This is a genomic window from uncultured Draconibacterium sp., assembly GCF_913063105.1.
Classification (GTDB): Bacteria; Bacteroidota; Bacteroidia; order Bacteroidales; family Prolixibacteraceae; genus Draconibacterium.
Genome location: NZ_CAJXYQ010000004.1, coordinates 296,747 through 314,274, shown reverse-complemented (window position 1 = coordinate 314,274; position 17,528 = coordinate 296,747). Strand labels below are relative to the sequence as shown.

General features: G+C 39.6%; 18 protein-coding genes. 5 read left to right on the top strand and 13 right to left on the bottom strand.

Annotated features, from left to right (window positions below; genetic code table 11):
• Positions 1–22 precede the first annotated feature (22 nt).
• The gene (locus QZ574_RS06040; RefSeq protein ID WP_297087834.1) at positions 23–826 is read left to right on the top strand and encodes an SDR family oxidoreductase; all 804 of its coding nucleotides are present in this window, start codon (positions 23–25) and stop codon (positions 824–826) included.
• Between the two features lie 18 nt (positions 827–844).
• On the opposite strand, the gene QZ574_RS06035 is transcribed toward QZ574_RS06040, so the two are convergent.
• From QZ574_RS06035 to ahpC, 3 genes are all read right to left on the bottom strand, one after another.
• Positions 845–1,468, bottom strand: a complete 624-nt coding sequence (locus tag QZ574_RS06035; protein WP_297087832.1) for a LysE family transporter — start codon at positions 1,466–1,468, stop codon at positions 845–847.
• A 140-nt stretch (positions 1,469–1,608) separates the two neighbouring features.
• Entirely contained in the window at positions 1,609–3,168 is a 1,560-nt protein-coding gene (ahpF, locus tag QZ574_RS06030; protein ID WP_297087829.1) for an alkyl hydroperoxide reductase subunit F, read from the bottom strand.
• Between the two features lie 72 nt (positions 3,169–3,240).
• Complete coding sequence (ahpC, locus tag QZ574_RS06025; protein WP_297087827.1) at positions 3,241–3,804, bottom strand: alkyl hydroperoxide reductase subunit C; 564 nt, start codon at positions 3,802–3,804, stop codon at positions 3,241–3,243.
• A 125-nt stretch (positions 3,805–3,929) separates the two neighbouring features.
• Here ahpC and QZ574_RS06020 point away from each other — a divergent pair, with 125 nt between their 5' ends.
• Positions 3,930–4,853 (top strand): hydrogen peroxide-inducible genes activator, encoded by a 924-nt coding sequence (locus QZ574_RS06020; RefSeq protein WP_297087825.1) that lies wholly within the window; start codon positions 3,930–3,932, stop codon positions 4,851–4,853.
• Positions 4,854–4,922: 69 nt separating this feature from the next.
• On the opposite strand, the gene rocD is transcribed toward QZ574_RS06020, so the two are convergent.
• From rocD to QZ574_RS06005, 3 genes are all read right to left on the bottom strand, one after another.
• The gene (rocD, locus tag QZ574_RS06015) at positions 4,923–6,146 is read right to left on the bottom strand and encodes an ornithine--oxo-acid transaminase (protein ID WP_297087823.1); all 1,224 of its coding nucleotides are present in this window, start codon (positions 6,144–6,146) and stop codon (positions 4,923–4,925) included.
• 175 nt (positions 6,147–6,321) lie between these two features.
• Positions 6,322–8,373, bottom strand: coding sequence for a BatA domain-containing protein (locus QZ574_RS06010; RefSeq protein ID WP_297087821.1), 2,052 nt, complete (start codon positions 8,371–8,373; stop codon positions 6,322–6,324).
• A gap of 40 nt (positions 8,374–8,413) precedes the next feature.
• On the bottom strand, positions 8,414–9,394 hold the full coding sequence (locus QZ574_RS06005) for an isoaspartyl peptidase/L-asparaginase (protein ID WP_297087819.1): 981 nt from the start codon (positions 9,392–9,394) through the stop codon (positions 8,414–8,416).
• 194 nt (positions 9,395–9,588) lie between these two features.
• Between QZ574_RS06005 and QZ574_RS06000 the strand changes: the two genes are divergently transcribed.
• Complete coding sequence (locus QZ574_RS06000; protein WP_297087816.1) at positions 9,589–10,467, top strand: MerR family transcriptional regulator; 879 nt, start codon at positions 9,589–9,591, stop codon at positions 10,465–10,467.
• 321 nt (positions 10,468–10,788) lie between these two features.
• Here the strand turns inward: QZ574_RS06000 and QZ574_RS05995 are convergent, their stop codons facing one another.
• A complete protein-coding gene (locus QZ574_RS05995; protein WP_297087813.1) occupies positions 10,789–11,289 on the bottom strand; it encodes a hypothetical protein in 501 nt (166 codons plus the stop codon).
• A 146-nt stretch (positions 11,290–11,435) separates the two neighbouring features.
• Between QZ574_RS05995 and QZ574_RS05990 the strand changes: the two genes are divergently transcribed.
• Entirely contained in the window at positions 11,436–12,038 is a 603-nt protein-coding gene (locus QZ574_RS05990; protein WP_297087811.1) for a porin family protein, read from the top strand.
• 42 nt (positions 12,039–12,080) lie between these two features.
• On the opposite strand, the gene QZ574_RS05985 is transcribed toward QZ574_RS05990, so the two are convergent.
• The 6 genes from QZ574_RS05985 to dapB all read right to left on the bottom strand — a co-directional run bounded on the left by QZ574_RS05985 (position 12,081) and on the right by dapB (position 16,442).
• Positions 12,081–12,335, bottom strand: coding sequence for a transporter suffix domain-containing protein (locus QZ574_RS05985; RefSeq protein WP_297087809.1), 255 nt, complete (start codon positions 12,333–12,335; stop codon positions 12,081–12,083).
• Between the two features lie 35 nt (positions 12,336–12,370).
• A complete protein-coding gene (locus QZ574_RS05980) occupies positions 12,371–13,132 on the bottom strand; it encodes a ThuA domain-containing protein (protein ID WP_297087807.1) in 762 nt (253 codons plus the stop codon).
• 99 nt (positions 13,133–13,231) lie between these two features.
• Positions 13,232–13,876, bottom strand: a complete 645-nt coding sequence (locus QZ574_RS05975) for a WbqC family protein (RefSeq protein WP_297087805.1) — start codon at positions 13,874–13,876, stop codon at positions 13,232–13,234.
• A 2-nt stretch (positions 13,877–13,878) separates the two neighbouring features.
• Complete coding sequence (locus QZ574_RS05970; RefSeq protein ID WP_297087803.1) at positions 13,879–14,229, bottom strand: LapA family protein; 351 nt, start codon at positions 14,227–14,229, stop codon at positions 13,879–13,881.
• Between the two features lie 144 nt (positions 14,230–14,373).
• The gene (gene lepB / locus QZ574_RS05965; RefSeq protein WP_297087801.1) at positions 14,374–15,714 is read right to left on the bottom strand and encodes a signal peptidase I; all 1,341 of its coding nucleotides are present in this window, start codon (positions 15,712–15,714) and stop codon (positions 14,374–14,376) included.
• 11 nt (positions 15,715–15,725) lie between these two features.
• The gene (dapB, locus tag QZ574_RS05960; RefSeq protein WP_297087799.1) at positions 15,726–16,442 is read right to left on the bottom strand and encodes a 4-hydroxy-tetrahydrodipicolinate reductase; all 717 of its coding nucleotides are present in this window, start codon (positions 16,440–16,442) and stop codon (positions 15,726–15,728) included.
• Positions 16,443–16,670: 228 nt separating this feature from the next.
• Between dapB and QZ574_RS05955 the strand changes: the two genes are divergently transcribed.
• Positions 16,671–17,507: an HAD family hydrolase gene (locus tag QZ574_RS05955; protein WP_297087798.1), complete on the top strand. Its 837-nt coding sequence runs from the start codon at positions 16,671–16,673 to the stop codon at positions 17,505–17,507.
• The last annotated feature ends 21 nt before the right edge of the window (positions 17,508–17,528 follow it).

Below are 17,528 nucleotides of genomic sequence, written 5' to 3'. Positions count from 1 at the left end.
AGCATTATCAATTGACCTATAAATGGCAAACAAAGTAGTTGTAATAACCGGTGCTTCATCAGGAATTGGCAAAGCGCTGGCCGAAAAATACGCCGCAGAAGGACATAACCTGGTGTTGGCAGCCCGAAGAATAGACAGACTGGAAGCCTTAAAAAATAAGCTCGGTGGGGTTGAGGTGTTGCCTGTAAAAACTGATGTTTCGGTTGAAGAAGATTGCAAACAACTTATAAATGCTGCCATTGATCGCTTCGGGCGAATTGATATTTTGATAAATAATGCCGGCATATCAATGCGTGCAGTGCTTGAAGATGTTGAAACCGAGGTGTTGCGAAAAGTAATGGACGTAAATTATTGGGGCACTGTTTATTGCACCAAATATGCTTTACCACATATTTTAAAACAAAAAGGATCAGTTGTTGGGGTAATCTCAACGGGCGGATATATTGGCTTACCGGGCCGTACGGGTTATTCCTCGTCGAAATTTGCTGTACGGGGTTTTCTTGATACATTAAGGGTAGAGAATTTACGCTCCGGACTGCATGTGCTGGTGGTTGCTCCCGGTTTTACAGCCTCAGAAATTCGGGAAACAGCACTTGTTGCCGATGGTAGTCACCAGGGAAAAACACCACGCAACGAAAATAAAATGATGTCGGCCGAGCGATGTGCATCAATAATGTATCGGGCCATAAAAAACCGCCGAAGAAAAATGATCGTTTCTTTTTGGGATGGTAAAGTAATTGTTTTAGTGGCTAAATTATGGGCATGGCTGGTTGACCAAATCCTTTACGTGGTTTTTAAAAACGAACCCGATTCGCCGCTGAAATAATTTACTTATGTGGGTGAATTAAAACATCCAGCCAGCCAGTAAAATCAACACAAAAGCTATTATTGCTGTTCCGGCAAGCCGGTTAAAAACCAAACAAATTTTTAACGAAAAGCGGTGTCTAAATAAATTTATCAACCAGGTTAATACAAACCACCAGGTAGCGGCTCCGCCAAAAAAACCAAGTAAAAAAAGCATGGCTTCGGTTAGTTTGCCAAATTGAAGCACAACGCCAAATGCAGAGAATAATCCAAGGTGCAGAAACATAATAAGCGGATTACTGGCGGCAATTAAAAAAGTATGCAAGATATTTTTGGCAGGCGCATTTGTTAGTTCCGGGTTTCCTCCGGCGTAACGTTCAGGGTGCGATAAAAAAACAAAAAGGCCGAGTGCTATCAATAAAACGGAGCCAAAAATACGTAAAGCCAATTCGTATTCGCGCACCACTGGTAAAACCAGAGCCACACTTAAGCCTGAAATACCGGCATAAATGCTGTCGGAAAGTGCAGCTCCAAGCCCCGACAAAAAACCAACACTACGTCCCCGGTTTATCGTACGCTGGATGATAAAAATCCCCACTGCTCCCAGCGGTGCTGAGGCTAAGAATCCAATTAAAATACCCTTCAGAAAGTCTAAAATCAACATGCTGCAAAACTAAATGTTTTTTGAATTTAAAATCGTTCAGACGCGATAATTAACAGAAGATTAAAGCTGTTGGAACCAAAATAAAAAACAAATCCCGACCAAAAGGCCGGGATAAATTAAAGACGAAAAATGTATGATTATTAATTCTGAACCAACTTGTTTTTAATCTTGTCTTCAAAGGCGGAGAGCGCAGCTTTTGATCCTTCGCCCATTGCAATTACAATTTGTTTGTATGGAACCACCGAAACATCTCCGGCAGCATAAACACCGGCTTGTTTAGTACGGCAATGGGCATCAATTTCAATTTCGCCCATGCGATTGGTTTCCACCATTTCCGAAAATACTTTGCTGTTGGCTTGTAAGCCAATCTGAACAAAAACGCCATCAGTAGCTATCGTTTCCGTTTTTTCTGATTCTCTGTTTTTATATTCCAGCGCGGTAACTTTGCTGCCATTGCCAATAACTGCTGTTGTTTGTGCACTGGTATAAATTTTTACATTCGTTAATGTTTTTAATTTGTCTTGTAAAACCTGGTCGCCTTTAAGCTCGTCCATAAACTCAAGCACGGTAACTTCCGATGCAATTGATGAAAGGTCGATAGCGGCTTCCAGGCCAGAGTTTCCACCCCCAACTACAACTACTTTTTTCCCTTTGTAAAATGGTCCGTCGCAATGGGTACAGAACGCAACCCCCGAACCGATGTATTCATTTTCGCCCGGAACACCCAAACGTCTCCAGCTGGCACCCGTTGCAATTATTAGGGCAGGTGTTGTAAATGTTTCGTTCAGCGAAGTTTTAACTTCTTTCCATCCATTTTTTAACGACACATTTTCCACCCGTCGGTTTTCAAGCACATCTATTGGGTAGTCTTGCAGGTGATTCATTAAATCGGCCGAAAGTTTTGTTCCGGTTGTTTGTGGAATCGAAATCATGTTTTCAATTGAAACGGTTTCGTTTAATTGGCCACCAACTTTCTCGGCCACCAAAGCCACCGAAAAACCTTTTCGAGCGGAGTAAACAGCTGCAGAAACACCCGCAGGCCCTCCACCAACAACTACAACATCATATTCTTTTTCAACGGGAGTACTTTCAACAGGCTCGGAGCCAACTTGCTTTTCCAGTTTTGTCAGCAATTCTCCAATTGAAGATCGGCCAACGTGCAACTGCTCGCCATTGGCATAAACAGTCGGAACGGCCTGTATTCCCATTGCTTCAACTTCCTGCTTGTTAATTTGCCCGTCAATAATTTCATGACGAACATTTGGGTTTATGATTGTTAAAACATTCAGTGCCTGAACCACTTCCGGACAATTGGTACAGGTAAGCGAAATGTAGCTTTTAAGTACAATCTCGCCTTTTAGCCCTTTTATTTGGTTGGCAACTGCTTCGTCCGGCAGGTTCTTGCCAATACCATCGAGGTTTAAAATTGCGGTTAGTAAGGATGGAAATTCGTGTCCGTTGGGCACCGCACGAAATACAATATTGGTGGCTTGCCCATTTTTTAAAATGGTGAATTCCAGTCCTGCTTTGTCTTCAACAGTTACAGTTAATTTTTCGGAGGTAGCAGCTACATCTTCCAACAAACCTGTTAACTGGGCTTTGTCAGGATGAGTGTTAGCAACTGCAACCTGAAAGGTGTAATTGTTTTTTAGCGGGCTGAAAACTTCTTGTAATTTATCTTTTATGGCTTGTTGTAACATGACTTTGGTTTTTTGAAGGAGCAGCCGAAAATGCTGCTCCTGGTTTTTTCGATTTCTTTAAATGGCGTATGATTAAATCACTCCAACAAGATCAATGCTGGGTTCTAATGTTTTTTGGCCTTCTTCCCATTTTGCCGGACAAACTTCCGACGGATGTTCGGCAACAAACTGCAGTGCTTTTAAGCGGCGAAGCAGTTCGTCGGCATTTCTTCCTACGTTGCCTGCAACCACTTCATACGCAACAATTTCGCCTTGTGGATTTACAATAAAGGTTCCACGCTCAGCCAAACCTGCTTCTTCAATCATTACATCAAATCCGCGTGTTAAAACACCCGTTGGGTCGGCCAACATGGGGTAGTTGATTTTTTTGATGGTTTCTGAAGTGTCGTGCCATGCTTTATGAACAAAATGAGTATCGGTTGAAACCGAATAAATTTCAGCGCCGGTAGCTTTAAATTCGTCGTATTTGTTTGCCAGGTCTTCTAATTCGGTGGGGCAAACGAAGGTGAAATCCGCCGGATAAAAGAAAAATACCGACCATTTTCCCAGAACGTCTTCTTTTTTTACGGTTTTAAAATCGTTATTTACAAACGCTTGTACCTCAAAATCTACTACTTGTTTTCCAATTTGTGACATAGTTTCTAATTTTAATTTTTAATTGATTATTTGTCTTTTTCAATAATTTCTGTTGCAAACATAATGTGTGTTTTCGTATTAATCAAACAGATAAAATGTATATTTGTATTGATAGAATCAATATTATGACACTGCAGCAATTAGAGTACATACTGGCCCTTAATAAATACCGGCATTTTGTAACAGCCTCAAAAAAATGCGGGGTTACGCAACCAACACTTAGTACCATGATTCAGAAACTGGAATCGGAATTGAATATTGAGATTTTCGATCGGTCGAAACATCCCGTTGCTCCTACCTCAATTGGTGAAAAAATTATTGAACAGGCTGAGCGCGCACTGACAGAGATTCGAAAAATAGGAGAAATTGTTTTGAATGAGACCGATACCTTAAGTGGTTCGTTGCATATTGGCGTTATACCAACATTAGCGACATATTTGGTACCCCGGTTTATTCAGGTTTTTTCAGAGAAGTGTGACTCCGTAAAGCTTACCATGTCGGAAATGAATACAGCCACGTTGATTGAAGCATTAAAAAAAGATTCGGTTGATATGTTTATTGCGGCAACTCCACTCGATCAACCCGATTTTTTGGAGATTCCGCTTTTTTACGAGCGCTTCTATGCTTATTTTTCTGCAGATCATCCGCTTAAAGATGTTCCTTTACACCCCGAAAATATGCCTCAGGAAAAATTGTGGGTATTGGAAGAAGGCCATTGTTTACGCGACCAGGTATTTAATTTCTGTTCGGCTAGTATTCCGTACACTCATGTTTTTGAAGCAGGCAGTATTGAAACACTGGTGCGCATTGTTGACATCAATGGCGGTTACACACTGATTCCGGAGTTACACTTGCCCCTGCTAACTGAAGGGCAACGGCAAAATGTTAGAGAGATTAATAATCCGCCGGCCATTCGCGAGGTTTCAATTGTTATTCATAAAAACTTTGTAAAAGAGCGACTGTTAAATATTGTGGGGGAAGCATTTAAAACAATTATTCCGGAGGGGATGCTAAACGAACGTTTAAAAAAGTTTACCATACGTTTGTAAACAAAACAACTTTTAAAAAAATGCCGCATGAATTGTTTCATGCGGCATTTTTAATATTTAGCAGGTGTTTTAAACCTCAAATTGTTTTATCGTTTTTTTAATGATGGCAATGGCTTCCATCATTTGTTCTTCGGTAATAACCAGTGGTGGCGTAAAACGGATAATGTGTTCGTGCGTTGGTTTGGCTATTAAGCCGTTTTCTTTTAATGCCAGGCACACATCCCAGGCCGTTTTGCCGTTGGTTGGTTTAATTGCAACCGCATTTAGTAAGCCTTTTCCGCGAACCACTTCAATAAGTGGCGAGTCGATTGACTTCATTTCTTTTCTGAAAATTTCGCCAAGACGTTCAGCGTTTTCTACCAGGCCTTCATCTTTTATAACATCAATAGCGGCCATGGCCACTTTTCCGGCAATAGGGTTGCCCCCGTAGGTGCTGCCGTGCTCGCCCGGTTTTATGGTCAGCATAATTTCATCGTCGGCAAGTACGCACGACACCGGATAAATTCCACCTGAAACTGCTTTTCCAAGTACCAGGATATCCGGGCGTACATTTTCGTGGTCGCATGCCAACATTTTACCGGTACGTGCCAGTCCGGTTTGTACTTCGTCTGCAACAAATAAAACATTGTATTTTTTACAAAGCTCCCTGGCTTTTTTCAGGTAGCCATCTTCCGGAACATAAACTCCGGCCTCAGCTTGTATGGGTTCCACTAAAAATCCGGCTACATTTGGGTCTTGCAATTCTTTCTCCAGTCGTTCAATGTCGTTATAAGGTATGTTCACAAAGCCTGGCGTGTAAGGTCCGTAATGGGTGTAAGCATCCGGATCGCTTGACATGGAAATGATGGTGATGGTACGTCCGTGGAAATTACCATCGCAAACCACAATTTTTGCCTCGTTAGCAGGTATGCCTTTTACCTTATAGGCCCATTTTCTTACCAGTTTCAGCGCTGTTTCATCGGCTTCGGCACCCGAGTTCATCGGAAGCATTTTGTCGTAGCCAAACAACCTGGTCATGTACTCTTCCCATTCGCCCAATACATCGTTGTAAAATGCCCGCGATGTTAATGCCAGTGTTTTGGCCTGCTGCGTAAGTGCATCAATAATTTTTGGGTGACAATGTCCCTGGTTTACAGCTGAGTAAGCAGCTAAAAAGTCGAAATATTTTTTTCCTTCAACATCCCAAACAAATACTCCTTCTCCTTTTGAAAGTACAACCGGAAGCGGATGGTAGTTGTGTGCGCCAAATTTATCTTCTTTGGCCATGTAATCTGCCGTTGTCATTTTAGTCATGTTCTCTTGTTTAATTTTAATGCAGAAATACGACTTTTGAATTGAAAAAGCAACTCAAATACTGGTGTTAAATAGCAGTGAGAAATGTCAGTTTTTTGAAGAACAGGGGAAGCCGGCTGCCGGAATCTAATTTTCCGGTTTATGGGTAAAACCCAATAATTTTATGACAGTTACTTTATTTCCAAAACCGCGAAAGTAGTACTTCGGCAACAATAAACAGCAGGGCCAGCAAAATACACCATTTCCACAACTGTTTTCCATTTTGCAAATCGTCAAATATTTCGGTAAAATTTCGCTGAACCTCCCGAATAAGTGTGGCATTGGTTAATTGCGCGTCTTGTAAACGGTTTTCAAGTTCGGTGGCGTTAAAATAGCGTAAATCCGACTCTAAACGGTTAAAGTTGAACGCTAAAGAGGCAATGGTTTGCATGCCATTTTTTACCAGGTAATGGCCATCGGTTTTTATTTTATCGTCGAACTCTAAACGAACAGTTCTGCCGAAGTTACTTTTAGCAGGTATAAAGTTTTCTTCAGAAGAAGAATGGGCAATTTCAAGTGTGGCATTTAAATCAATTTGCCGGTTTCTTGGGATAGTGTAAAAAGTGTTTTTACCTACAGTAAATGCAATTTCCTGTTTTGCCAAACTGTTTAAAACAATATTGTAAAGGGTAGGAACAAAAAGTATGTCGCGCGCAAACAATTCGTTTGTTTTAGCTAAGGGGAAGGCAAAAACCCAAACCTTTCCATCGCCATAATTAATTTGCGACAGGGCTTTGTCTCCATTCTGAAATGCCAGTAAAGTTTGTTCATCAGATTGTGTGCTTCCGGCAAACCTATAGTGCCCGTTAATTTTTGGAAGCACAGGATTCTTCTCCCGTTTTTTAAATACTTCAGCGTAAAATTTATTCTCAAAATCAATGGATGCGATATCCTGTTTTGTTGAATCGATACTTACGATTTGGTTGGCTTTAAAAATGGACAGAAAATTATTGATTGGCTCCGGGTTCCTCAACATAACCGGGAAAAGTGTAACTGAGGTACCGTTGGAAACAACAGTTTCGAGCTGGTTTAACAGTCCGCTCGAAAAGTTATCGATGTTTAGCAGAAAAATAGTATTGTACTCGCCAAGTTTATTAACCTGAAGGTTTTGACGGTTCATTTCATCAAGCTGAACATATTCGTCGTTAGCAAAAAGTGCCTTTAGGTAGCTTAATCCTTCTTTCGATTCCGTATTGTTATCGTATAGTGCAAGTGCTTTTAAACGGGGTTCAACAAAGTAGCTAATGTACCAATTGTTGTCGTGGGTAAAAGGGTAATCTGTAATTTCAATTTTTCCTAACTGAATGCCGCTGCTGGTGTTGTTGTATTTCAGGTTTGTAACCACTTCGTTTTGTGCTTCAACCGAAAAGTTGGTAATCGATTTTATCGAGTCGTTTAGAAATAATTTAAGCGGTAAATTCTGGTAATTTTGCTTCGATACATTTTTAATCCGTACAAACATATTTTCTTCCTGTCCCAGGCGGTGCGATGGAATTTCAACCCAGCATGAATCGATGTAAAGGTTCGCGACCTCGTTTGGCACAAGTGGCAGGTAGTAACTAAAAATATCGGCAGTGGAAAAATTATGAATGTCGGAAATACTGCGCTGAAAATCGGAAATCAGGTATAGGTTTTTATCTGCACCGTTTTCTATTTCGTTGGCAAAACGATTGTAAATTAACGATAAGGGAACAACCGTTGGACTGGACTGAATGCCTGAAACCTGTTGGATAAACTGCTCTTTGTTAAAAATATGCTGGTGCTTAGGATTCAAGTCGTTGGTAAATAACCGAAATTTGGTGCCGGGAGGGTAGGCCATACAAATCTCCAGGGCCTTGTTACGCGCGACCTCAAGCAATTGCCCATGCTCCGACAGGGCATTCATCGAAAATGAATTGTCAATATAAACGGCTACCAGTTGCTGATTGCTTTTTTGCGAATCGCGATTAGCCGGAATAAAGGGCTGGGCAAAGGCAAACACTAAAAAAATAATGGTAAGAATACGTGCGGCCAGTATGAGCAATTGTTTCAGTCTCGATTTTTTTTTCGATTCTTTTTTAATGTCTTTTAAAAAACTAACATTACTAAAGTACACCGTTTTGTAGCGTTTAAAGCTAAACAGATGAATGATTACCGGAATGGCAATGGCCAGTAAGGCGAATAAAAATGTAGGGTATAAAAATTTCATGTCAGTTCTGTCTGCCCCTTCTAATGGTTAACGGGCTTTATTAATTTTCGTCGTTAAAAATAGCAATTTCTTTTTCGCCTGATGATTTAATAAATCCACGAAACATTCCGCTGGTGTTAAACTCCATGGCCACGTTGCCGTAAGCGTCAACAGCAATAACACCTCCGGTACCATTCAGTTCGCTTAATTTTTCAATTTCCTTTTTACAGGCTTCGCCAACGCTAAGGTTTTGGTATTCCATCATGGCCGATATGTCGCGTGCAAAACCCAGCCGAATGTAGTATTCGCCATGTCCGGTGCAGGATACAGCACATGTTTTATTATTGGCATAGGTACCGGCTCCGATAATGGGAGAGTCGCCAATTCGGCCATATTTTTTGTTGGTCATTCCACCTGTTGAAGTTCCGGCACATAAATTCCCATAGCTGTCGAGAATAACGCAGCCAACCGTGCCGGTTTTATCATTTGGTGTATTCTGGCGCTCGTGTTTAAGTATCTGTTGTAACGATTTATAGCGCCGTTCGGTGTAAAAATAGCTATTGGGAACCAGCTCCAGCCCTTGTTGCCGGGCAAATGCTGAAGCTCCCTCGCCGCTTAACATCACATGTTCTGAGTTTTGCATTACTTCGCGTGCTGCATTTATCGGATTTTTAACATCGCGAACACCGGCAATGGCTCCGGCATTTAATGTTTTTCCTTCCATAATTGAGGCGTCAAGTTCGTTAAAACCATCATGTGTGAAAACTGCACCTTTTCCGGCATTAAACAAGGGCGAATCTTCTAAAACATTAATCACCTGTACCACCACGTCAGTAGCCGATTTCCCCTCTTTTAATAATTTTTCGCCTAGCATCAGCGCTTCATTAAGTTTTTCTTTATACCTCAATCTACTTTCTTCATTCATTTTATCCTTAGCCATTACTCCTGCACCGCCATGAATAACAATGGCATATTCCTTTCCGTGCGCCGGCAGAATAAAAACGAGTAACAGTGCCACAAAAAACAATATTCGTTTTTTCATAAATGAAATTTTAATACAAAAATGAAAGAAAAAACAGAACCTTACTGAATTGAGACCATAATCTTTCAAAATTAATTTTAATAAAGCATTTTGTTTATTTTTGTTTATTATTTGTAGTTTCAAGGTTAAACAAAATAAAGCCTGCAGTTGTTAACACAATAATTAACGCCATTAATGACAAAAATATTTTTAAGATGAAAACAGAGGGATATTCAATAAAAGACCTGGAAACGTTATCAGGCATTAAAGCTCATACCATACGGATATGGGAGAAAAGATACGATTTATTAAAACCCGAACGAACGGATACCAACATAAGGTATTACACCGACAATGATTTAAAACGAATGTTAAACATATCGCTTTTGGTTCGCAACGGTTATAAAATATCGAAAGTTGCCGTTTGGGAAGAGGATACTATTAAGGAAACAGTGCTGGATGTTGCTCAATCGAAAAATACCGATGCATCGTACGTTGACCGCCTGTTGCTTTACATGGTAAATTTTGACAATGTTAACTTTTATTCTTTAGTTCAGGAAATTCTGGAAAAATATGGATTGGAAGATGCCATGCAAAAAATATTTTTCGGACTATTTGAACGCATTGGTACCTACTGGCAGGTTGGATCAATTTTTCCGGCACAGGAGCATTATGTAACACATTTGATCCGGCAGAAATTAATTGCAGCAATTGATTCGCTTGAAGTTACCATGCACAAAGGCAAGAATATGTTGTTTTATTTGCCCGATAATGAATTGCATGAGTTAAGCCTGTTGTTTTACTCGTATTTGGCCGGAAAAGCCGGTTATAACGTTATTTATTTAGGTCAGTTTGTGCCGTTTAACGATTTGGAAAAAATGCAGTTGCACGTAAAAATTGACTTTGTTTTTACAGCTTTTATAAGCCCTTTGCCAAAAGAGGAGTTGGAACAATACCTGGCCAAACTGAAAAATGTTTATCAACAGCAAAAAGTTTTTATTACCGGTTGGCAGGTGCGTGAACTGGAACCCAAATTACCGCGCAATTTTAAGGTGGTTAAAGATGTAAGTGAGTTTAAAAAATACCTGGGCTAAGCTTTACATTAATAGCCCTCTACTTTTGAACAGGCTTTTTATTATTGGATGTTGCGAAAATATTTAACCAAATTAGAAATAGGAGCATAAACACTACTATGCTTATAGACGCGTACAGAACAATGCTATAAAGTTTATGATTATTTGATGCCACGGGGAAGAGCAGAACAGTTGCAGTTAAAACAATAATCACACTTGTGACTGCCCAAATACTATACTTCCTTCTTTTCATCTTACCCTTTTTTTATACAACAATTTACAAAAAGGGAATTTCAATGTCAATGATTAAATTTATGTCCCTGATATTTTTTATAAAAGAAATTAGTTCTCGGCAGATTGTGTCATTCCCGGATAAAGCGTGAATCGTTTTACATCGGTAGTATAAATTTGTATCATTTCGTCATCATCGCTTTGTGGCGTATTACTGAAATATAAATGATAGGCTGCATGCATAGGCACCACTACTTTACAATGCAATTTGGGTGGAATTCGAATATCCATAAAATCGCAATAATTTTCATTGTCCCAAACCAGGTCAGTAAGCATATTTACGTAAAGAGTATCGCTGGTCGGATTTATCAGTTTTAGCTTTTTAAATTCCTGATCGGAAGGTACATAATCGACCTCGCAATCGAGCATGGCCGCAACAAATACAGATCCTATGCCAGACATTACATCAACAAAAACATTTCCACCGCGACTGTTGTGCAGTTCTTTCTGGCGTTCATAGCTTGAGGTATCGTGAATATATTCAGGAGTGGAACAGGCTGTGATTAAAAGTGTTGTGCAAATAATCAGCAGGAAAGTTCGATTTTTTCTCATGGCGTTTTTGTTTTCTTGTGTACACCAAACAATTTTCATGCCTGAATTTTCAGCGGAAAGGTTCGTGTTCATTCATTAAATCTCCGTATACTTGAAATAGAATTTTAACGTTATTAAACAAAACACAATACAAAAACACTAAAGTTATGAAACGTCTTTTTTTTGCGTCTCTGTTTATTCTATTTTCAACAGTTGGATTTGCCCAACCTGTTTTCGACCTGGGACTAAAAGCCGGTGTGAATTATTCAAATATGAGTCTGGATGGGGAATTCGACCTTAACTCAGATGCAATTACAAAACTACATTGGGGGGCATTTGGCCGTGTTGGATTTGACCGCTTGTACATTCAGCCCGAAGTGTATTTTAGTAAAAAGGGTGGTGATTTATCGTACGACGACCCTTTTGATATAATAACTTTAACCGGAGGATTCGATTATAAAACCATTGATGTGCCACTACTTTTAGGCTATAAAATTGTAAAAAGCTCTGTTTTAGACCTACACATTATGGGCGGCCCCGTTTTTAATTTTGTTACCGATTCGAATTACCCGGATGAACTGAATGAGTTTTTGAAAGATGATTTTTTTAATAATCATTTATGTGGTGTGCAATACGGTTTGGGGGTTGATGTGTTATTTCTAACCCTTGATGCAAGAGTGGAACATACCAGTAAAATTTATGACGATCCTGATTTAATAAGTGGTAAGTCAACCACTTTTATGCTTACACTAGGGTTTAAAATTTTATAATAAAGAGGTTAAAAAGGCTTTGAATTTTGTTTAAAGCCTTTTTTATTTTAATTCGCTTTTTTTGAACCAATTAAGCGGATTTAATTGTTTTTTATATTTCGTAAACAATTCTTTTCCAACCAATAATCCACCGGCCCAAAAAACAACTTCCATTAAAACAAAGCTTGTGGTTGAAGCTGCTACTTTTGTTTTTGTGGGTAAATCAAAAAAAGGAATAACCAAAGTTGCCGCAAAAAAAACACCTGAGAATAGCATTAAAAATATTCCAAGTTTAATTTTTCCATTCTTTCTTTTCATGAAAAAAAGAACAACACATACAACTTATTGTTTTGTTAATCAATTCTTTTACCTGCCCAGTTTATGGCGTTGGTAATGTGTTCTATTATTAGTTTATCCTGAAAAGCTTCGTGAGTGTGCCCAAAAACGGTATAAAATGACCGAATGCCGTCATCATCGTTCCACCAGATTAGCGGGTGGTCATTCATTCTCCACTTGTCGTTTTTCGATTTGGTAATGCTTGTTTCGTCTAACCTTGCCAGTACATTAACACTGGCTCTTGGGTTTTCTTTAAACGAGTACCACTCATCAGTTGTGGTATAGCTTTTCATCCCTTCAAATGGTTTCATTGCCGGATGATCGAAATTCTCGAAAAGTACGGTTGCCTTTTGTGCCGGCGGATGGGTGAGGAAGTAGGCACCAACAAGCTGCCCGTAAAATGGCCAGGCATATTCGCAATCGGCAGCCGCGTGTATTCCAACAAAACCTTTTCCGTTTGCCATAAAATGCTCAAAAGCTTCCTGACCTTCGTCACATATTGCATCTCCGGTCGGGTTCAAAAATACTGCTACGTCGATTTTCGAAAGCAAATCGTTGCGAAGAATTGAGGCATCTTCTGTAGCGGTAATTACCCAGTTTTGCTTTTTACTTTGGTCAAACAGCATTTTTAGTCCCGATGAAATTGAGCTGTGTCGGAAACCGGCAGTTTTACTAAAAACAAGAATATGCAAAGGATCCTGCTCTTGTTCGTTTTGTTGTGCACAGGAAAGGTTAAATAAAAAAAATACGATTAAACTAATTAGGCCAAATTTTTTCATCTCAATGGTTTTAGGTTTAGTTGGTAAAAATAAGAAGATATATGATTGAAAAAAATTGTATGCTTTTTATCTGCATTTGCAGCAGGTGGAGCTCATTTTTTAAGATAAGTAGTTAATGCTCTTGTGAAGAATGGTATAAGCGTTAGGCCCCTCATTAAATAACAAATCGAGAATGCTGAGATTAGGAATAAAACCATATTTTTCGGTAAAAACCTGCGTGTATTCCTGTGGGACAAATGCCTTGTCTGTACTGTTTTTTAGTTTGGGCGAAATGGCATCGCGCAGGTTAAGTGTAGCTGCCGGAATTTGCTCAAAATCCTGGGTGCATATTAATTTGTTCTCCAGTTCAAAAAAATCGCAAATTGTTTCATGAATTTTTAGGTTATGGTCAAACAGGTACTTCGTTTTTTTCTCGAAGAAAGGAAGCAACTCATCCTGGTAAAATTCAAAATAGGGCGACGAATTGTAAGCTGAAACTATGGTTTGCCAATGATTACGCTGCCATTGCTCGTCGTACGAAATTTGCAGGTCTTTTATTACGATTTTTGGGCCGCGGCCTTTTACTACCGGAATAACCAAGGCGATGGGGCCATTTGCCGCAAGAATCTGGCAGCGGTTACGGTAGGTTTGTTTGCAAAAGTTTTCGTGCTGTTCAATAAAAACCTTGTTGTGGTTTAAGTATCGCGAATAGAAATGTACAGGTGCAAAATAAGCTGTACTTAAAAGTAATGCGCTGTTGTCCATTGTCAATCGTTAAAAAAGGTGTCATCCGAATCATCATCTTCGTCCAGGGCAATACCTTCGGGGTCTGTTACTTCAGCTGCTTTTCTGTCTTCTTCCATTTTTTTCAGTTCCTGCAATTCGGTATGAAATTTAAGCATTTGCCTGTTTTCGCGCTTCAGTTTCCATAACCTCGGATAAAAGTAGAAAGCAGCTAACAGGTAGCCCAAAAAAAGGCAGCTGATGAGTACCAATACCAAAGGGGCATCTTTTATTTCCCAGAAAAAGATACTCAAGGTTATTTCAATCGAGTTTTGTAAGGTGAAAATTACCAGGAGTACTGCCAGAATCAGAAGAATTACAATAACTAATTGCATACGATGTGATTTACAAAATGTAATCCTAAATTATAAAAAAAGGATAACAGTTACCTATTATCCTTAAACGAATATTTTCTTTTTACATTGTGGAACAAAAAGAAGATTAGTGCTTCTTATTAAAGTTGCCCACAAGTTGTTTTTTTAGCGAACTCTGGTAAACAATCGTTTAAACCTGATATTTGCCGGAAAGCTTTTGTCTTTGTCAAGCGAAAGCCATATAAATTTAGCTTTTCCAACCACGTGGTCTTCCGGTACAAATCCCCAGTAGCGCGAGTCGGCAGAATTGTGGCGGTTATCACCCATCATCCAGTAATAATCCATTTTAAAGGTGTACGAAGTAGCCACTTCGCCATTAATTTTTATTTCATTTCCGCTTACCTCAAGGTCGTTTTCCTCATAAATATCAATTATTCTTCGGTATAGCGGCAGGTTGTCGATGGTAAGGCTAACTGTTTCTCCTTTGGCAGGTATGGTAAGAGGTCCAAAATTGTCTACATTCCAAGGGTAACGGCTATCTGCTGGAAAAATGTTACGTTCCCAGTTTCCAGGTTCTTCCAGCAGTTTTTCAACGGCAGTAACGTTAGCAAAATCTTCAATTTTTTCAGCAGCGTCTTGTGTTAACGGAAACAGGTATTGCTGGCTTGAGTAGGTATTGCGGTCGTCTTCGGCAATATGAAGTTTATCGAGTGCTTTTGGATTAATAGCAGTACCGTTGGTTTTTACCAGGTAATCGAACTGCATGCCATCATATTTCTCTTGTGGCTGGTCGTTTACAAAAAGCTGCCCTTTTTTTATTTCTATTTTATCGCCGGGTATACCCACACAACGTTTAATGTAATTTTCTCGTTTATCCACCGGACGGGCAATAATTTCGCCAAAATTCCGCTTCTCGCTCCAAACCCTGTTTTTCCCGTAAGTACGTGTAAGCTGGTAATAGCTTTGGTTCGGAATTCCTAAAGCAACGGTATCGCCTTCCGGGAAATGAAATACTACTACGTCGTTATTTTTAATGGTGGTAAATCCTTTTAATCTTTTGTAAGGCCGGGTAATGGCTTCAGAATACGATTTTCCGCCAACAACAGGCATGGTGTTGTGTACAAAAGGAAACGATAGCGGAGTATTTGGTGTTTTGGGCCCGTAGGCTGTTTTGCTTACAAAAAGGTAATCGCCAACCAGCATCGATTTTTCCATTGAAGAGGTGGGGATGGTGTAGGCTTCAATAAAAAACATACGAATAAAAGTAGCCGCAATAACGGCAAAAATGATAGCATCAACCCACTCCACCACTTTGGTTTGTTTTCCGTTGGGTGGATTTTTCTTTTTCCAGAAAGCCCAGTGTACTTTCTCGGTTATATAAATGTCGAAAATTATGGCCAGACCAAGGAACCACAGGTAGCTTCCGAGCCAGATTACCCATAACGAGTACAGTGTTCCTATAGTAATGAACTTAAACCACTTATTGGTAAGGATTGAACGTATCATTAATTTGTATTTTATAATTTTAATAAGTCTTTCATTGTTAAAATGCCTTTGTTTTCCAGGCAATATTCTGCCGCAAGTACAGCTCCTGATGCAAAACCTGTACGGCTTTTTGCGCTGTGGGTAATTTCAATAAAATCTATATCCGATTCGTATTTAACCGTATGTATTCCCGGTACTTGTCCTACGCGTTCCGATTTTATATTCATTTCTGACTCGGCAGGAGTTTGGTCGTTTACCCAATTGTTTGTCTTCGGCAGGTTCTCAATAATGTCTTCGGCAAGGCTAATGGCAGTGCCGCTTGGCGCATCAAGTTTTTTGGTATGGTGCACTTCAGTCATCTCCACAGCGTATTCGGCACGGGGCGCCATAAGTTCTGCCAGCTTTTTGTTTAATTCGAAAAACAGGTTTACCCCAACCGAAAAATTACTTCCGTAAAAAAAAGTTCCATCGTTTGCGGCACAGGCCTGGTATACTTCCTCTTTTTTATCGAGCCAGCCCGTTGTTCCGCTAACCACCGGAATACCGGCCTCAAAACATAATTTGTAGTTATTAACGGCCGATGCCGGAATGGTAAATTCAATGGCAACGTCGCATTTTTTTAGATTTTCTGCAGTTAAATCATTCTGGTTGTCGAGGTCGATTGTTAAACCTATCTCGTGTCCGCGCGACAAGGCAATTTTTTCAATTTCCCTGCCCATTCTCCCATAGCCAATTAGTGCTATCTTCATTTTGTATCTTCCTTTTGTGGGGCGTAAGTATTTTGCTCACGACCTCAGATTCTTAAAACAAGGCACAAATATAAAACAATACTCAAATGTAGCCATAGTAGTTTTAAACATATAATAATTTCGATGAACTCTGTCAACTTAAGGTTAAACATGATTAATAGAAATTTAAAGGCGCAAATATGCTGTGATGTTTATTTTATCTAATTTTAGCTTTGAAACGGATTAGTAATGATGAAGAATATACGATTAGTAGCAACCGATTTAGACGGAACTTTTTTAAAAAACGACCGCACCATTAGCCAGGCCAATATTGATGCCTTACACCGTTTAGGTGAAAAAAACATAGTGCGGGTTGCAGCAACAGGTCGTAATTTAAAGAAAGTTAAGGAGGTATTATATCCCGATTTACCTTTTGATTATGTGGTTTTTTCGTCGGGAGCCGGTGTTTACAACTGGCAAGAAAAAACACACATGGCCAGCCAGAACATAAAAAAGACGTCGGCCCAAAAGCTGCTTCGTTATTTTACATCCAACGATATAAATTTTCATGCTTTTTATCCGGTACCCGAAAATCATAAACACTTTTATTACCGAGGTGCAAATGATTGCGAAGAGTTTGAGCGTTACTTTAATTTTAATGCAGCACATGCAGAACCACTGCAGAAAACTGCTTTCCCTCAGGGCGAATTATGCCAGTTTTTAATCATCATAAGGCAAAACGAGGAACGGTTTGCTTTTATGAAATCGGAAATTGAGGCTTTGTGTCCTGAAATCAGGGTAATTAGGGCTTCGTCGCCAATTACACCCGGCTTTATTTGGATTGAAGTTTTTCATCATTCTGTATCAAAAGGTAACGGCGTAAATAAAATTTGTAAACAGCTGGGTATATTAAAAAACGAAACCATGGGGCTGGGTAACGATTATAACGATTTTGATTTACTGGAATATACCATGCATTCGTTTTTAACAGAAAACTCGCCCAACGAAATAAAAGGGAAATACCCGGTAGTGCCCAGCAACGAAAATGATGCCTTTGCATTTTCAGTACAGGTATTATTATCTTAAATTAGCGCCATCCATTAAAAA

What these genes read in the sequence shown, in the direction of transcription:
- QZ574_RS06040 (WP_297087834.1), top strand. Translation starts at nt 23, where the DNA reads ATGGCAAACAAAGTAGTTGTAATAACCGGTGCTTCATCAGGAATTGGC.
- QZ574_RS06035 (WP_297087832.1), bottom strand. Translation starts at nt 1,468, where the DNA reads ATGTTGATTTTAGACTTTCTGAAGGGTATTTTAATTGGATTCTTAGCC.
- ahpF (WP_297087829.1), bottom strand. Translation starts at nt 3,168, where the DNA reads ATGTTACAACAAGCCATAAAAGATAAATTACAAGAAGTTTTCAGCCCG.
- ahpC (WP_297087827.1), bottom strand. Translation starts at nt 3,804, where the DNA reads ATGTCACAAATTGGAAAACAAGTAGTAGATTTTGAGGTACAAGCGTTT.
- QZ574_RS06020 (WP_297087825.1), top strand. Translation starts at nt 3,930, where the DNA reads ATGACACTGCAGCAATTAGAGTACATACTGGCCCTTAATAAATACCGG.
- rocD (WP_297087823.1), bottom strand. Translation starts at nt 6,146, where the DNA reads ATGACTAAAATGACAACGGCAGATTACATGGCCAAAGAAGATAAATTT.
- QZ574_RS06010 (WP_297087821.1), bottom strand. Translation starts at nt 8,373, where the DNA reads ATGAAATTTTTATACCCTACATTTTTATTCGCCTTACTGGCCATTGCC.
- QZ574_RS06005 (WP_297087819.1), bottom strand. Translation starts at nt 9,394, where the DNA reads ATGAAAAAACGAATATTGTTTTTTGTGGCACTGTTACTCGTTTTTATT.
- QZ574_RS06000 (WP_297087816.1), top strand. Translation starts at nt 9,589, where the DNA reads ATGAAAACAGAGGGATATTCAATAAAAGACCTGGAAACGTTATCAGGC.
- QZ574_RS05995 (WP_297087813.1), bottom strand. Translation starts at nt 11,289, where the DNA reads ATGAGAAAAAATCGAACTTTCCTGCTGATTATTTGCACAACACTTTTA.
- QZ574_RS05990 (WP_297087811.1), top strand. Translation starts at nt 11,436, where the DNA reads ATGAAACGTCTTTTTTTTGCGTCTCTGTTTATTCTATTTTCAACAGTT.
- QZ574_RS05985 (WP_297087809.1), bottom strand. Translation starts at nt 12,335, where the DNA reads ATGAAAAGAAAGAATGGAAAAATTAAACTTGGAATATTTTTAATGCTA.
- QZ574_RS05980 (WP_297087807.1), bottom strand. Translation starts at nt 13,132, where the DNA reads ATGAAAAAATTTGGCCTAATTAGTTTAATCGTATTTTTTTTATTTAAC.
- QZ574_RS05975 (WP_297087805.1), bottom strand. Translation starts at nt 13,876, where the DNA reads ATGGACAACAGCGCATTACTTTTAAGTACAGCTTATTTTGCACCTGTA.
- QZ574_RS05970 (WP_297087803.1), bottom strand. Translation starts at nt 14,229, where the DNA reads ATGCAATTAGTTATTGTAATTCTTCTGATTCTGGCAGTACTCCTGGTA.
- lepB (WP_297087801.1), bottom strand. Translation starts at nt 15,714, where the DNA reads ATGATACGTTCAATCCTTACCAATAAGTGGTTTAAGTTCATTACTATA.
- dapB (WP_297087799.1), bottom strand. Translation starts at nt 16,442, where the DNA reads ATGAAGATAGCACTAATTGGCTATGGGAGAATGGGCAGGGAAATTGAA.
- QZ574_RS05955 (WP_297087798.1), top strand. Translation starts at nt 16,671, where the DNA reads ATGATGAAGAATATACGATTAGTAGCAACCGATTTAGACGGAACTTTT.